Here is a 15,487-nt window from a genome sequence, read left to right as displayed (position 1 = left end):
CCGGCGCCGCCGTCGCCGTCGCGCGCGCGGCGTCAGGGCTGTCCGGTCCCGGCCCCGGCCCGCCGCTCCACGTGCTCGCGCACCTGCTCCGGCGTCATGTACGCGTCCGTGTACTCGAAGTCCTTCAGCTTGGCGGGCTTGCGCGCCTGGAAGCCGGTCCGCACGAAGTCGTCCCCGGCGATGGCGTTGAGCAGCCAGTTCGTGGCCACCCTGGTCTTGGCGACGTTCGTGCGCAGCGCCCCGAGGTGGTAGCCGCGGGCCACCGTCTGGGCGGGCAGCCCGTGCAGCTCCACGCCGAACGGCTTGGCGACCGCGTCCGTGCCGCCCAGGTCGACGACCAGGCCGAGGTCCCGGTGCTCGTAGGGCCGCATGGGCTCGCCGCGCAAGGTCGCGATGACGTTCTCCGCCACCCGCTTGCCCTGCCGCATCGCGTGCTGCGCGGTCGGCGGGCACACCGCGCCGTCGCCCTTGGCGAGGTCCGGCACGGCCGCCGAGTCGCCGAGGGCGAACACCCCGTCGTAGCCCGGCAGGCACATCTCGGGGGTCACCGCGAGCCGCCCCTTGATCGTCTCGGCGCCGAGGGTGGCCATGAGGGGGCTCGCCACGACGCCCGCCGTCCAGATCAGGGTGTGCGTGGGCACCACCCGCCCGTCGGTGAAGGTGACCTCCTCGGGACCGGCCTTGGCGATGGACACCCCGAGCGAGATCTCGATGCCGCGCCGCCGCAGCACCTCCTGGGCGGAGCGGCCCAGCTTGTCGCCCAGCTCCGGCATGAGCTTCGGCGCGATGTCGATCAGGTGCCACTTGATCAGGGACGGGTCGAGGCGTGGGTAGCGCTTGACGGCGGCGTGCGTCAGGCGCTGGAGACACGCGGCCGTCTCGGTGCCGGCGTAACCGCCGCCCACCACCACGAACTGCAGCCGCGCGGCCCGCTCGGCCGGGTCCTCGCTGGCGTCGGCCAGGTCCAGCTGGGTGATGACGTGGTCGCGGATGTAGGCGGCCTCCGCGAGGGTCTTCATGCCGAAGGCGTGGTCCGTCAGACCCGGGATGTCGAACGTGCGGGTGACACTGCCCGGAGCCATCACGATGTAGTCGTACGACTCCTCGACGACGCGGTCGGTGACGGTGCGGACCACGCAGACCTTGGCCTTCAGGTCCACGCCGATCGCGCCGCCCGGGATGATGCGGGTGCGGTACTTCCTGCTGCGGCGCAGGGACACGGCGATCGACTGGGGCGTGAGCACCCCGGAGGCCACCTGGGGCAGCAGGGGCAGATAGAGCTGGTAGGCGAACGGCGTCACCAGGGTGACGTCGGCCTCGTTCGGGGAGAGCCTGCGTTCCAGACGGCGTACGCACTCCACCCCGGCGAAGCCTGCGCCAACCACCAGGATCCTGGGTCGTGTCACGGTGTTCATCCCTTCTGCGGCTCCAGGCGGTCTGCCTCGACGCCATGCGCCTGCCCCTGGATCGCCGATTCGCACCTCGGCGATCCGTCCTCACCGGTCCATGGGGCCCGGCCCGGGCCCGCGACCGGACACACGCGCCGAGCACCACGATGCCCCCACCGGGGGCCGTCCGCACCAGGCGGAACGCCCGCACGAGTGCCCGCGACGGCGCGATCCATGACGGCGGCCCGCGCGGGCGGCGGGCCGGACCGGACCGCGGGGCCGGTGCGGGCCTCTGGTGCGAACGGGTGCCCGGGGCGAGGGGCCCGGGGCGAGTGGCCGTACCCGGTCGCGGGGGCGGTCAGGCGTGCCGGTCGCCCGCGGCCGCCGATGCCGGCGTGGTCGCCGCGGGCGGCCCTGCCGCGCTGTCGATGTGGCACAGCAGCAGACACACGTCGTCGTCGCGCTCGGAGTCGCTCAGCATCGGCTCCAGCAGGCGGTCGGCCGAGCCCTCCAGGTCGGCGTCCAGCTCGGCCGACGCGAACGTCCCGAGCGCGGCCGCGAGACGCTCGACGCCCGGGTCTATGCCCTGTGCGCGCCGCTCCACCAGCCCGTCGGTGTAGAGCGCCAGCGTCGAACCGGGGGACAGGCGCACGGTGTGGTCGCCGATCTCCTGCCGCAGCGGAATGCCGAGCATCGCGCCGGGCTTGGCGTCCAGCACGCGCACCCGCCCGTCCGGCATGCGCAGCATGGGCGGCGGATGACCCGCGGCGGCCCAGGTGAGAGTGGGGTCGTCCGGGTGGAAGCGGGCGATGACGGCGGTGGCGTACAGGTCGGGCTGGAGGTGGTGCAGGAACACGTGCAGCCGGGTCAGCAGCTGCCCCGGGCTGCCGCCGTCGACGGCGTAGGCGCGCAGCGCGGTGCGCAGCTGGCTCATCATCACCGCCGCGTGCAGCCCGTGGCCGGTGACGTCGCCGATCACCGTGATGAGGCTGCCGTCCGGCTGCCGGAAGGCGTCGTACCAGTCGCCGCCGATGTTCAGCCCGCGCGTCGCCGGAAGGTACCGCGCGGCCAGGCCGAGGCCCGGCGTGGTGGGCAGGTCGGTGAGCAGCGCGCGCTGGAGTGTCTCGGCGATGTCGCGGTTGTGCTCGAAGCGGCGCGCGTTGTCGATGGCGATGCTGGCCCGCCGGGTCAGCTCGATCAGCATGACCGCGTCGTCGGGGTCCCAGCGCCCGCCGGGCGGCGACAGCGTGAGCACGCCCTGCGGCGCCCGCCGCGTGGGCAGCGGAATGCACAGCAGCGGGCGCGCCGGGTCCAGCGCGGACGGCGGCCGGTCCTCCACGCCCGGCATGCCGCTCGGGTGGTCCGCCGCGTACTGCGGCCGCCCGGTGCGGGCGGCGAGGACCGCGGCCGCCGGATGCGGCGCGGGCCGGGCCCGCTCGCCCTCGTGGTCGAACAGCCATACGTCGACGCTGCCCGCGTACCGCGGAACCAGCAGGTCGGACAGGAGCCGCACGATCTCCTCGTGGTTGAGCGAGGCCGTCAGCACCGCGCTGGCGTCCGCGAGGAAGGTCAGCCTGCGGCGGGCGTCCTCCGCCTCCGTGCGTGCCTTGCGCTCGGCGGCGAACGCCTCCCGCTGCGCCCGCCCGGCCGCGTCCAGCTCGGCGTGCAGCGCCAGTACGCCCTGGTTGGTCTGGTGCAGCTCCTCCCGGTGGAAGGCGACCAGTTTCTCCTGCTCGGTGAGCCTGTCCAGGGCGGCCGCGGTGTCCTCGTCGGCGCCCAGCAGCGCCTCGGCGAGGGCAGCCGCGTCGCCGGGGACCTCGCCGTCCGGCGGCTCGCCGGGCTCGGGACAGGCGACGGCCGTGCGCCACGGCGGCTCGCCGGCGGCGCTCGCGTCGCGGGCCGGTGTCACGGTGATGTCCAGCAGGCCCTCGCCGTCGCCCCGGCCGGGGCCGCGCACTTCCAGCGTCCAGGTGCCGCCCTTCGTCAGGCACTGCCGCAGGCGGGCGCTCAGGGCGGTGGCCAGCCGGGTGCGCTCCAGCGTGGGCACCCCGTGCGCGGCGGCCAGGCGGGCCACGGCGATCCGGGCCCGCGCGGCGTCGGTGACGGTGCTGATGCGCCAGGTGTGGGTCATGGGCGCTCCGGCGGGTTCGGAGCCAGTACGGCCACGGCGGTGTCGTCCCGTACGGGGCGGGCGGAGCTGCTCGCGTCGCGGATCGTCACGGCGGCCACCAGCGCGGGGTCGGCGGTGAGCAGGCCCGGTTCGGCGGGCGGGGTCCAGCGGCTGGGCAGGCCGTCGCTGTGCACGACGAGCAGGCTCTCGTCCGTCCAGGGCAGCCGGGTCTCGGGCAGGTTGGCGTGCCGGTGCACGCCGACGATGCCCGGCCGGGACAGCAGCGGACGCCAGGAGCCCGCCTCGCGCAGCCGCGCCCCGATGTTGCCGATGCCGGCGAAGCGCAGCACCCTCTCGCGCAGGTCGAGCTGGGCCACGGCGACGGCCGCGCCCCGGGTGCCGCGCAGCGCGGCGTCGAGCTGCCGCAGCAGTTCGGCGGGGGAGAGGCGGGGGGAGCGGTGCAGGGCCTCCACCGCCGCGGCGGAGGCCCGCGACGCTTCCGGGCCGTGCCCGAGCCCGTCGGCCAGCAGCAGCGTCCGCAGCTCCCCGGCACCCGCCCAGGCCCACGCGTCACCGGAGTACTCCGCCGCGGCGTACGGGACGTTGAGCCCGCCGGCGCGCACGCCGGTGCGCCCGGACCCTGACGGCGGGGAGGGCACCGCGCCGGTCGCGTCGGGCGACCGGCCGGGTTCGCCGGACGTCCAGCCCGTCGCGCCGAGGGACGGGTCGGTTTTGCCGGCGGCCGGGTCGGCGGCCCGCCCGGCCGGGTCCGTCGGCCGTCCGGCGGCGGGGTGCGCAGGGCGCTCGGCCGCGGGGTCGGTCGGCCGTCCGGCGGCGGAGTCGGCTCCCCGTCCGGCCGCCGGGTCCGCCGGCCGTCCGGCCGCCCGTCCGGGCGCGGGGTCCGTCTCCCGTCCGGCCGCCCGTCCGGGCCCGGGGTCCGCCTCCCGCCCGGTCGCTCGGTCCGCCGGGTGTCCGGCCGCTCGTTTGGGGCGGGCCGGCCCGAGGCGGGCCACCGCCACCGTGCCGCGGCCGGGTGTGCTGTGCAGGTGGAAGTCGTCGGCCACCCTCCGGCAGGTGCCCAGTCCCGCGCCGAGGGAGTGGGCGGTGGTGTAGCCGTCGCGCAGGGCGGCGGCCACGTCGGCCATGCCGGGGCCGTGGTCGACGGCCGCGATCTGCACCACCGCGGACCGCCGCGCGCCGCCCCCGGCGTCCGGCGGCGACACCACCTCGACGACGAGGCGGCCGCCCGCGGCGTGTTTGAGCAGGTTGGTGGCGAGCTCGGTCGCCACCAGCGCGGCGGCGTCGGCGCGGGCCCGGTCCAGACCGGCCAGCTCCGCCGCGCCCTCCGCGGCGACCCGGGCGTCGCGCACCCGGGTCGAGTCGTGCACCGGTACGTCCCACACCCGCGGCATCAGGCCTCCTCGCGCGGGAGCGGAGGCCGGACCGACCAGCTGGTCACCGTGACGGTGGTGCCGGCGCCGGGCGCGCTGTCGATCGCGAACTCGTGCACCAGCCGCCGGGCCCCGCCCAGCCCCATCCCCAGGCCGTCCCCGGAGGTGTAGCCGTCGGTGAGCGCGCGGTCGAGGTCGGGGATGCCCGGACCGTCGTCGGCGAAGACCAGGCGGAGCCCGTTCACCCGCCCGCGGACCACGTGCGCCGCCTCCATCCGGCCGCCGCCGCCGTGCACCAGGGTGTTGCGTGCCAGCTCGCTGGCCGCCGTGACCAGCTTCGTCTGGTCGACGAGGCCGAACCCGAGCAGGGCAGCCGCCTGGCGCACGTGCTGGCGCACCCACACCAGGTCCATGTCCGAACGGATCGGCAAGCAGGCCTCCACGCCCGCCGCGGTCTCCATCACGGGCTCCCCTGGCGCGTGCCGCCCGGACGGGCCGCCGGGTGCGCGTCCCCGCCGCCGACGAGCCGTATGGCGTCCTCGGTGCTCAGCGCCGTACGCAGCCCCGGCAGGAACAGACCCAGCTCCACCATGGTGATGGCGACCGCGGGCCGCATGCCCGCGACGACCGTCTCGGCGGCCAGCAGCCGCGCCTTGGCCGCGATCTCCGCGAGCACGCGGCCGAGGAAGGAGTCGACGATCTCCACTCCGGAGACGTCGATGACCACTCCCGCGGCCCGGTTGCGGGTGATGGCCTCGCCGATGTCCTGCTGGAGCTGTTCGGCCGTGCTGTCGTGCAGGTCTCCCTGGAGGGTGACCAGCAGCACGTCGCCGAGCCGGAGCACCGGCACGTGCCCCGTGACGGGCGGGGGGAAGTCCCGGGTCACCGCTCACCCGCACCGTGGGACGCCTCGCTGACGATGTCGGTGCCCAGCTTGCGCAGGGCGTAGCCGAGCGCGTCGGCGAGGGTCGCGCGGGTGACGACCGTACCGAGGTCGAGTCCCAGGTGGACGATGGTCTGCGCGATGGCCGGGCGGATCCCGGAGACCACGCACTCCGCGCCCATCAGCCTGGCCGCGGCCACCGTCTTCATCAGGTGCTGGGCGACCAGCGAGTCGACGGTGGGCACCCCGGTGATGTCGAGGATCGCGAACCGCGCCCGCTGTTCGACGACCGACTCGAGCAGCGTCTCCATCACGATCTGGCTGCGGGCGCTGTCCAGCGTCCCGATCAAAGGTACGGCGACGATGCCGTCCCACAGCTGGATGACGGGCGTGGTCATCTCCAGCAGTTGCAGCCGCTGCCGGTCGATGAGGGCCTGGCCCTCGCTGAGCGCCGTCTCCATCACCACCAGCCGCAGGGTGCCCATCAGAACGGTCAGTACGTTGGTGGCCTCGCGGACCGCCTCCGGAGCGGCGTCCGGCAGGTCGGCGACCAGCAGGTCGACCGTGGGCGGGCGGAGGGCGTCCACGTCGTGGGACACCTGCGAGGGCGTCAGCCCCGTCCGGGTGCGGGCGGAACCGATCTGGGACAGCTGTTCGCGTACGACCAGGAAACCCGGGGCCTCGGGGTCCGCCGACAGGTCCGCGCCGGCCACCTGAGCCAGCGCCTCGACCACGGTCCGCCCCGCCTCCACCGCCTCCTCCCGGGAAACGGTGAACACGGTGCGGAACAGCGTCTCGTCGGCCCACCGCTGAGCGATCTGCTCCCTGCGCCGGAGCAAGAACCCCCCGACCTCCCGCGCCGCCGTTCCACCCTGCCCCGCAGCTCCGTACTCCGGCACCTACCGCTCAACTCCTCGTCTGTCCTTGCCCAACATTGCATTCCCCTCACGTCTCCGACGCGGACCGCTGGTGTCCTGTGGCAGCGCGCTTGCGCCCGCGCCCTCGGGTGGCCCAGGCTGCCTCGAGAGGCGGCCGACCCGGCACCTGTGGTGCCGGGCCCGCGCCGCGCCGGTCCCGGCGGGCGACCGCGCTTCCCGCTCGTCGATCCCGCGCGCCCCGTCTCCACCCTGTCGTCCAGGCGCGTACACCGCCTTGGCGGCCCGCCCTCCGGGATCGCCCGCCGGCTCGACGCTCCGCCGGGACGCGGCACGCCCGGTGGGCCCTGACGCACCCGGCGGGCCCGGTGGTCGCCGGGCCCGCGCCGCCGCCCTGCCCCGGCCCGCCTCAGAGGGCCGGGTCGCCGGAGGTCTGGGGGCCCTCCGGCTGGCGTTCGGCCAGGGCCAGGGCCTCCTCCACGGTTTCCGAGACCGGGACCGTGATGCTGACGCCCGTCAGGTCCAGGATCCGCCGTACCGCAGGGGCCGGGGCGATGATGTGGACGCTGCCGGGCAGTTCGCGTACCTCCTGGTAGACCCGGAGGATGATGTTCATGCCGGAGGAGTCCATGAAGGGGACGCCGGACAGGTCGAGCAGGAAGTGCCGCCGGCCGTGGTGCAGCTGGTTGGCCAGGTGGGCCTGCAGCTCGGTCGCGGTGTCGACGTCCAGATAGCCCTCGACCGTCAGCAGGGCGACGTCCTTGCGAGGCAGGGTGACCTCGACGGACAGCGGGTTCTGGGCAAGGGTCACGAGTACCTCCAACGAGTGCTTGCGGCCAGTGCCGGGCACCCGTGTCGGCGACGCGTGGTGACCCGCACTGCGCCCGCGCGCCTACCCGCGAATCAACCGCTCATGCGCACACCCTGCCGCCACCCTCACGGCAGCGGCGTGCCGCCCGTCGCGTTGAGGACCTCGGCCGTGATGAAACTCGCCCGCTGTGAGGCGAGGAACACATACGCCGGCGCCATCTCCGCGGGCTGCGCCGGCCGCCCGAGCGGCGCCTGCTTGCCGAACTCGGCGGTGTCCGGCAGCGTCGCCGGGATCAGCGGCGTCCACACCGGCCCCGGGGCCACCGCGTTGACGCGGATCCCGTCACCGGCGACCATCTGCGCCAGTCCCTGCGTGAACGTGACGATGGCGCCCTTGGTCATGGCGTAGTCCAGAAGGTGCGGACTGGGCTTGTACGCCTGCACGGACGTGGTGTTGATGATCGAGGCGCCGGGACGCATGTGCGGCAGTGACATCCGGCACAGCCAGAACATGCCGTACAGATTCGTCCGCACCACCCGGTCGAACTGCTCGGTGGAGATGGCGCCGATGCCGTCCGGCTGGGACATCTGGTACGCCGCGTTGTTCACCAGCACGTCGATGCGGCCGAACTCCGCGACCGCGCGGTCCACCAGCTCCCGGCACCGGTCCTCCTCGCGGATGTCGCAGGCCACCGGCACCGCGGTGCGCCCCGCCTCCTCCACCAGCCGTGCGGTCTCCCGAGCCTCCTTCTCCTCCTCGGGAAGGTGGGTGAAGACCACGTCCGCGCCCTCACGGGCGAAGGCGATCGCCACCGCGCGGCCGATGCCCGAGTCGCCGCCGGTCAGCAGGGTCGCCCGGTCGGTCAGCAGGCCGCTGCCCCGGTAGGACTCCTCGCCGTGGTCCGGCGGCGGGTCCATCGGGCCGGTCCAGCCCGGGTGCTCCTGCTCCTGCTGGGGGAACTCCGGCCGCGGATGGCGGGTCGTGGGGTCCTGCGGGCGGTCGTCGGCCATGTGGGCACCTCCGTGGGGTACACCCGGATCGGTGGGTGTGCGTCGCCGCGTCCAAGTGCCCCGGCACGCGCGCCGCACACCCGGCGAAACGGGTGAACCCGGGAAGTCACCCGAGCCGTATGCCCACCAGACAGGTGTCGTCGTCCGTGTCGGACCTGCTGTACGTCAGCAGCCGGTCCAGCTGCTGGTCCAGCGTCCTCGGCGCCGAGCGGGCCGTGGTCAGGAGGTGGGTGAGCGACTCCTCCACGGAGCGGTCCCGCCGTTCGATCAGGCCGTCGGTGTACATCAGCAGCGTGTCCTCCGCCGCGAGCGCCACCTCGGCCTCCTCGTACACGGCCTCCGGCACGGCGCCCAGCAGCATGCCCTTGACCAGGGGCAGCGGCGCCGCCTCCGGGCCGCGTACCAGCACCGGCGGCAGATGCCCGGCCCGGGCCCAGCGCAGGGTGCGCCGCGCGGGGTCGTACAGGCCGCACACGGCGGTGGCGGTGACCGCGCCGGTCAGATGGTGCGCCACGATGTTCAGCCACGACAGCAGCTGGCCGGGGCCCGCGCCCGTCACCGCCAGACCGCGCAGCGCGTTGCGCAGGACGACCATGCTGGTGGCGGCCTCGATGCCGTGCCCGGCGACGTCGCCCACGCACAGCAGCACCAGCCCGGACGGCAGCACCACCGAGTCGTACCAGTCGCCGCCCACCAGCTGCTCGGTCTCGGCGGGCCGGTAGCGCACCGCGATCTCCAGTCCGGGCACCTTCAGCGGCGCCTGGGTCGGCGGCATGATCGCGTGCTGGAGCTGAAGGGTCAGCCGGTTGCGCTCGGTCGCCTGCTGCTCGGTGTGCGCGAGCTGGTCGCGGGTCGCGGCGAGCGCGACCTCCGTCCAGTGCTGGGCGGAGATGTCCTGGTAGGCGCCGCGCACCAGCAGCGGCCGCCCGTCGGTGTCGAGGACCGGCTCGGCCACCAGCCGGATGTGCCGGGTCACCCCGTCCGGCCGCTGGAGCCGGAAGGCCGCGGACGCCGGACGGCGGTGGTGCAGCAGGGTCCGCAGGAACCGGCCGATGGTCACCGCGTCGTCCGGGTGGGCGTGCGCGGGCAGCGACTCCAGCGGCACCGGCGTACTCGACGGGGGACGGCCGTACAGGTCGAACAGCTGGTCGTTCCAGGTGATCTCGGCCGTGAGCAGGTTCTCCTCGAAGCCGCCGATCCGGCCGAGGCGCTGGGCGTGCTGGAGCAGGCTCGCCAGCCGGGCCGTCTCGTCCTCGATGCGCCAGATCAGCAGCACGCAGTTGCCGTGCCGGCTGATGCTGATGTCCGCCACCGCCGACAGCGACACCTGGTCCACGAGCGCCGTCAGGTGCATGCGGTGCGCCCGGAACGGCTCACCCGTGGCGTACACCCGCTCCACGCGCTGGAACAGCTCGCTCTTCCCGGCGGCCATGGGGAAGGCCTCCAGCAGCAGCGCCCCGCTGACCACCGCCCGCGGCCGGCCCCCGGGGTCCAGGAAGCGGCCGTTGACGTGCTGGATGCGGAAGTCCACCAGCTGTCCCGAGCCGTCGACGTACGGCACCAGCACGAGCGCCGGGTCGTGCAGGCCGTCGGCCAGGTCCATCAGCTCGGCCGCGTCCGGCAGGACCCGCGGCTCCTGGCCGGCGTCCTGGCGGGGCGTGTACGTCTCCAGCGTGTGCGCGCACAGCTCGGCCAGCGCCTCAACCTGCCGCACCACCTGCGGCGGCTGCGGCTCGAGCGGCCGGGACCAGGCGATCTCCAGTACGCCGTGGATGCGCCCCCCGGTGCCCGCGGGCACCGCCACGCGCCCGCCCTCCGGGTGCATGTGCCGGCCGACGGTGGGCAGACCCGTGTCGGCGAGCGACGCGAACCACTGGCCGGTCCGTTCGGTCAGCCCCCGCCGCGCCACCGTGGCCACCTCCGGCGGCACATAGCGCCAGCGGGCCGCCTCGGCCGGGGAGAACCCGGCGCTGCCCGCCAGGGTGAGCGAGCCGTCGGCGCCCGCGGCCCAGACCGCCACGGCGACCGCGCCCAGCGGGCGCAGCGCGTGCTCCAGCAGGGAGTCGGCCACGGCCTGCGTGTCGTCGGCGGCGAGCGCCCCGCTCTCCGCCGCGCGCAGCCGCACCGCGGCCGACTCGCGCTCCGCGGCGCCCGACGCGGCGGCGAGGAAGGCGTCGGTGACCTCGGAGACCCGGTCCCGGGCGGCCTGGTTGATGACCTCCACCGCGAACTCAAGCGGGGTCACGTCGGCCTGCTCGGCCAGCTCCGCGAGCTGCCGGGCGGCCTGCGCCGGGCCGCAGCCCAGCCGCTCCACCAGGATGCCCTTGGCCAGCTCGACCAGGGCCCGGCCCTCCGCCTCCGCCTGCGCCGTGCGCACCTCCCGGCGCAGCCGCTCCACGGTGGCGGCCAGCCGGCCCACCGGGGAGGTGGGGGGGACGCCCCCCACGTCCTGGTGCGCCGGGTCCCCGACGGCCGAGGCCGCGGCGTACGCGGACGGCTCCGGGCGCAGTCCGGCCACGGCCGGCTCGCGCGGCTCGGCGGCCGGCTCGCGTGACTCCTCCGACGTGCTCATGATGCGCACACTCCTCGGCTGGACGACGCTCGCGGGCTCACGCGGACAGCCAGCGCCGGACGCAGGCGATGAGGTCGTGGGTGTCGACGGGCTTGGTGACGTAGTCGCTCGCGCCGGACGCCAGCGACTTCTCGCGGTCGCCCGGCATCGCCTTGGCGGTGACCGCGATGATCGGCAGGTCGGCGTACCGCGGCAGCTTGCGGATCTCGGCCGTCGCCGTGTAGCCGTCCATCTCCGGCATCATCACGTCCATCAGCACCAGCGCGATGTCCGGGTGCTCCAGGAGCGTCTCGATGCCCTTGCGCCCGTTCTCCGCGTGCAGCACCCGGAAGCCGTACAGCTCCAGGATCCCGCTCAGCGCGAAGAGGTTGCGGGCGTCGTCGTCGACGACCAGGACGGTGCGGCCGTGGAAGGAGTCGTCGACCGGCGCGAGTTCCTGCGGCTCCTCGGCGCGCACCAGGGACAGCACGTCCCCGGGCTCCTCCGCGGACAGGTGCAGCGCGATGCGCTCGCGCAGCTCGTCCAGGCTGGAGAGGAACTCCATCGCCCCGTCGTCGTGGTGCGAGCGCAGCGCCTCGGCCCGGGCCACGTCCGGGCGGTGGCCGCTGTGGATGAGCACGGGCACGCCCGCGAGGGCCGAGTCGCCCGCCAGCGCCCGCAGGAAGCGGGACGCCTCGCCCTCGGGCATGTCCAGGTCCAGGACCACGCAGTGGAACGGCTCGGCGGCGAGCGCGCCCGCCGCCTCCTGCGCCCCGACGGCGGTGATGACGTCCACCGCGGGCGCTGCGCCGCCGTCGTCCGGGCCGTGCCGGGCCACGTCGGCGACCACGCTCTCGGCCACCAGGGTCAGCAGCCCGCGCGTGCGCTCCTCCACCACCAGCAGCCGGCGCGGCCGCTGCCGGGCCGCGCCGCCCTGCTTGACGGCGGCGACCTCGTCCCCGGCGGCGGCGACCAGATCGGCCGGCACCCGCTCCGGGGCACGGCCGCTGCCGAGCAGCTGCTCGAAGTCCGGGCGGGTCACGGGCAGGAACAGCGTGAAGGTGCTGCCCCGGCCGGGGGCGCTGTCCACCGCGACGGCGCCGCCGAGCAGATGGGCGATCTCCCGCGTGATGGACAGGCCCAGGCCCGTACCGCCGTACTTGCGGCTGGTGGTGCCGTCCGCCTGCTGGAAGGCGCCGAAGATCGACTCCAGGTGCTGCTCGGGGATGCCGATGCCGGTGTCCTTCACGCGGAACGCGACGACGGCGCCGCCCCGGACGACCCCCGGCGGCACCTCCTCGTCGGCGGCGGGCTCGATGCACAGCTCCACACCGCCCTGCTCGGTGAACTTCACCGCGTTGGACAGCAGGTTGCGCAGGATCTGCCGCAGCCGTGAGTCGTCGGTGAGCAGGTCGGCGGGCGCGCCGGCGGCGGTGGTGACGCCGAACTCCAGGCCCTTCTGGCTGGTCATCGGCCGGAAGGTGGCCTCGACGTACTCGATGAGCTGGCGCAGCGGCACCCGCTCCGGGGCCACGTCCATCTTGCCGGCCTCGACCTTCGACAGGTCGAGGATGTCGTTGATCAGCTGGAGCAGGTCGGAGCCCGCGGAGTGGATGATCCCGGCGTACTCGACCTGCTTCGGGGTGAGGTTGCGCGAGGGGTTCTGCGCGAGCAACTGCGCCAGGATCAACAGGCTGTTGAGCGGGGTGCGCAGCTCGTGGCTCATGTTCGCCAGGAACTCCGACTTGTACTTCGAGGCCAGCGACAGCTGCTGGGCGCGGGCCTCCAGTTCCTGCCTGGCCTGCTCGATCTGGAGGTTCTTCGCCTCGATGTCGCGGTTCTGCGCCGCCAGCAGCGAGGCCTTGTCCTCCAGTTCGGCGTTGGAGCGCTGGAGCTCCTCCTGCTGCGACTGCAACTCGGCGGAACGGACCTGGAGTTCGGCGGTCAGCCGCTGCGACTCGTCCAGCAGCTCGTCGGTGCGGGCGTTGGCCACGATGGTGTTGACGTTGACCCCGAGGGCCTCGCGCAGCTGCTCGAGGAAGTCGCGGTGGATCGGCCGGAAGGGGGTGACGGAGGCCAGTTCGATCACGCCGAGGACCTGGTCCTCGAACAGGATCGGCAGCAGCACCAGCGCGGTCGGCACGGCCCGGCCGAGCCCGGAGGAGATGGTGACGTAGCCCTGGGGCAGCTCGTCGACGGTGATGGTGCGGCGGCTGCGCGCGGCCTGGCCGACCAGCGAGCGCCCGAAGGAGAAGCGGGTGGGCCGCTCGTCGTCGTCAGGTCTGCCGTAGGAGCCGACCAGCCGAAGCTCGGGCCCGCGCTCGCCGTCCTCGGCGAGGTAGAACGCGCCGTACTGCGCCGACACCAGCGGCGTCAGCTCCTCCATGATCAGCTCGGCCACGACCGGCAGGTCGCGGTGGCCCTGCATCAGGCTGGAGATCCGCGCGAGGTTGGTCTTGAGCCAGTCCTGCTCCTGGTTGGCCCGCGTGGTCTCGCGCAGGGACTCCACCATGGAGTTGATGTTGTCCTTGAGCTCGGCGACCTCGCCGGAGGCCTCGACGGTGATCGAGCGGGTCAGGTCGCCCTCGGCCACCGCGCTGGCCACGGCGCCGATCGCGCGGACCTGGCGGGTCAGGTTGCCGGCCAGCTCGTTGACGTTCTCCGTCAGCCGCTTCCAGGTGCCGGAGACGCCCTCCACCTCGGCCTGGCCGCCGAGGCGTCCCTCGGTGCCGACCTCGCGGGCGACGCGGGTGACCTCGTCGGCGAAGGCGGAGAGCTGGTCGACCATCGTGTTGATGGTCGTCTTCAGCTCCAGGATCTCGCCGCGCGCGTCCACGTCGATCTTCTTCGACAGGTCGCCCCTGGCCACCGCGGTCGTCACCAGCGCGATGTTGCGGACCTGGCCGGTGAGGTTGTTCGCCATCGAGTTGACGTTGTCGGTGAGGTCCTTCCAGGTGCCCGCCACGTTCGGCACGTGCGCCTGGCCGCCGAGGCGTCCCTCGGTGCCGACCTCGCGGGCGACGCGGGTGACCTCGTCGGCGAACGCGGACAGCGTGTCCACCATCGTGTTGATCACGTCCGCGAGGGCGGCGACCTCGCCCTTGGCCTCCACCGTGATCTTGCGGGACAGGTCGCCGCGCGCCACGGCGGTGGCGACCTGGGCGATGGAGCGGACCTGACCGGTCAGGTTCGACGCCATCACGTTGACGTTGTCGGTGAGGTCCTTCCAGGTGCCCGAGACGCCCTTGACGTCGGCCTGGCCGCCGAGGCGTCCTTCGGTGCCGACCTCGCGGGCGACGCGGGTGACCTCGTCGGCGAAGGCGGAGAGCTGGTCGACCATCGTGTTCATGGTGTTCTTCAGCTCGAGGATCTCGCCGCGTGCGTCGACGGTGATCTTCTGGGAGAGGTCGCCCTTGGCCACCGCGGTCGCCACCTGGGCGACGTTGCGGACCTGGTTGGTCAGGTTGCCCGCCATGGAGTTCACCGAGTCGGTCAGGTCCCGCCAGGTGCCCTTGACGCCCTTGACGTCGGCCTGGCCGCCGAGGCGTCCTTCGGTGCCGACCTCGCGGGCGACGCGGGTGACCTCGTCGGCGAAGGCGGAGAGCTGGTCGACCATCGTGTTGATGGTGTTCTTCAGTTCCAGGATCTCGCCGCGTGCGTCGACGGTGATCTTCTGGGAGAGGTCGCCCTTGGCCACCGCCGTGGTCACCTGGGCGACGTTGCGGACCTGGTTGGTCAGGTTGCCCGCCATGAAGTTCACCGAGTCGGTCAGGTCCCGCCACACGCCCGCCACGCCGGGCACCTTGGCCTGGCCGCCGAGGCGTCCTTCGGTGCCGACCTCGCGGGCGACGCGGGTGACCTCGTCGGCGAAGGCGGAGAGCTGGTCGACCATCGTGTTGACGGTCTCCTTGAGCTGGAGGATCTCGCCGCGCGCCGGTACGTCGATCTTCTGGGAGAGGTCGCCCTTGGCCACCGCGGTCGCCACCTGGGCGATGTCACGCACCTGAGTGGTCAGGTTGCCCGCCATGGCGTTGACCGAGTCGGTCAGGTCGGCCCAGGTCCCGGACACCCCCGGCACCTCGGCCTGCCCGCCGAGCGTGCCCTCGGTGCCGACCTCGCGGGACACCCGGGTGACCTCGGAGGTGAACACGGACAGCTGGTCGACCATGCCGTTGAACACGGTCGCGATGTCGCCCATGAGCCCGTCGGCGTCCTCGGGCAGCCGTGTGCCGAAGTCGCCGTCCCGCACGGCCGTGAGACCGGCCAGCAGCTGGCGCAGCTCCCGGTCGCCCGGCACGGGCGGCACGGTGCCGGTGCTCTCGGTCCTGTCGCTGGTCATGCGCACCCTCGTCCCGCTCCCCGGGAGCCCTCGGCGGTGAGGGCTGGTGAACCCCCTCCGGGCCGTGGGCCCGTGTGTGTCGCTCGCGCGTTTTCGCATGTCATGCGGGTCGCGCGAAGAGAAAATACG

10 protein-coding genes are annotated in these 15,487 nt (G+C 74.0%); all 10 read right to left on the bottom strand.

What is annotated here, in order from left to right; genetic code table 11:
- Window positions 1–32: 32 nt before the first annotated feature.
- The 10 genes from IE217_RS05550 to IE217_RS05505 all read right to left on the bottom strand — a co-directional run bounded on the left by IE217_RS05550 (window position 33) and on the right by IE217_RS05505 (window position 15,358).
- Complete coding sequence (locus tag IE217_RS05550; RefSeq protein ID WP_190176586.1) at window positions 33–1,415, bottom strand: NAD(P)/FAD-dependent oxidoreductase; 1,383 nt, start codon at window positions 1,413–1,415, stop codon at window positions 33–35.
- Window positions 1,416–1,746: 331 nt separating this feature from the next.
- Window positions 1,747–3,519 (bottom strand): PP2C family protein-serine/threonine phosphatase, encoded by a 1,773-nt coding sequence (locus IE217_RS05545; protein ID WP_190176585.1) that lies wholly within the window; start codon window positions 3,517–3,519, stop codon window positions 1,747–1,749.
- Complete coding sequence (locus IE217_RS05540) at window positions 3,516–4,910, bottom strand: SpoIIE family protein phosphatase (RefSeq protein ID WP_190176584.1); 1,395 nt, start codon at window positions 4,908–4,910, stop codon at window positions 3,516–3,518. The genes IE217_RS05545 and IE217_RS05540 overlap by 4 nt, the downstream gene beginning before the upstream one ends.
- Window positions 4,910–5,350: an anti-sigma regulatory factor gene (locus IE217_RS05535; RefSeq protein WP_190176583.1), complete on the bottom strand. Its 441-nt coding sequence runs from the start codon at window positions 5,348–5,350 to the stop codon at window positions 4,910–4,912. The genes IE217_RS05540 and IE217_RS05535 overlap by 1 nt, the downstream gene beginning before the upstream one ends.
- Window positions 5,350–5,775, bottom strand: coding sequence for an STAS domain-containing protein (locus tag IE217_RS05530; protein WP_190176582.1), 426 nt, complete (start codon window positions 5,773–5,775; stop codon window positions 5,350–5,352). The genes IE217_RS05535 and IE217_RS05530 overlap by 1 nt, the downstream gene beginning before the upstream one ends.
- On the bottom strand, window positions 5,772–6,671 hold the full coding sequence (locus tag IE217_RS05525) for an STAS domain-containing protein (protein ID WP_190176581.1): 900 nt from the start codon (window positions 6,669–6,671) through the stop codon (window positions 5,772–5,774). Before IE217_RS05525 ends, IE217_RS05530 begins: the two co-directional genes overlap by 4 nt.
- A 385-nt stretch (window positions 6,672–7,056) precedes the next feature.
- Window positions 7,057–7,458 (bottom strand): STAS domain-containing protein, encoded by a 402-nt coding sequence (locus tag IE217_RS05520; protein WP_190176580.1) that lies wholly within the window; start codon window positions 7,456–7,458, stop codon window positions 7,057–7,059.
- Between the two features lie 125 nt (window positions 7,459–7,583).
- A complete protein-coding gene (locus IE217_RS05515) occupies window positions 7,584–8,468 on the bottom strand; it encodes an SDR family oxidoreductase (RefSeq protein ID WP_190176579.1) in 885 nt (294 codons plus the stop codon).
- A gap of 106 nt (window positions 8,469–8,574) precedes the next feature.
- Entirely contained in the window at window positions 8,575–11,040 is a 2,466-nt protein-coding gene (locus IE217_RS05510) for a SpoIIE family protein phosphatase (RefSeq protein WP_190176578.1), read from the bottom strand.
- A 37-nt stretch (window positions 11,041–11,077) separates the two neighbouring features.
- A complete protein-coding gene (locus IE217_RS05505) occupies window positions 11,078–15,358 on the bottom strand; it encodes a HAMP domain-containing protein (protein WP_190176577.1) in 4,281 nt (1,426 codons plus the stop codon).
- Window positions 15,359–15,487: the final 129 nt, after the last annotated feature.

The sequence above is a fragment of the Streptomyces naganishii JCM 4654 genome, from assembly GCF_014650575.1.
GTDB lineage: Bacteria > Actinomycetota > Actinomycetes > Streptomycetales > Streptomycetaceae > Streptomyces > Streptomyces naganishii.
This window is presented reverse-complemented; position numbering and strand designations above follow the sequence as displayed.

Excerpts from the sequence above, each read along its gene's own strand:
- IE217_RS05550 (WP_190176586.1), bottom strand. The coding sequence starts at position 1,415 with ATGAACACCGTGACACGACCCAGGATCCTGGTGGTTGGCGCAGGCTTC.
- IE217_RS05545 (WP_190176585.1), bottom strand. The coding sequence starts at position 3,519 with ATGACCCACACCTGGCGCATCAGCACCGTCACCGACGCCGCGCGGGCC.
- IE217_RS05540 (WP_190176584.1), bottom strand. The coding sequence starts at position 4,910 with ATGCCGCGGGTGTGGGACGTACCGGTGCACGACTCGACCCGGGTGCGC.
- IE217_RS05535 (WP_190176583.1), bottom strand. The coding sequence starts at position 5,350 with ATGGAGACCGCGGCGGGCGTGGAGGCCTGCTTGCCGATCCGTTCGGAC.
- IE217_RS05515 (WP_190176579.1), bottom strand. The coding sequence starts at position 8,468 with ATGGCCGACGACCGCCCGCAGGACCCCACGACCCGCCATCCGCGGCCG.
- IE217_RS05510 (WP_190176578.1), bottom strand. The coding sequence starts at position 11,040 with ATGAGCACGTCGGAGGAGTCACGCGAGCCGGCCGCCGAGCCGCGCGAG.
- IE217_RS05505 (WP_190176577.1), bottom strand. The coding sequence starts at position 15,358 with ATGACCAGCGACAGGACCGAGAGCACCGGCACCGTGCCGCCCGTGCCG.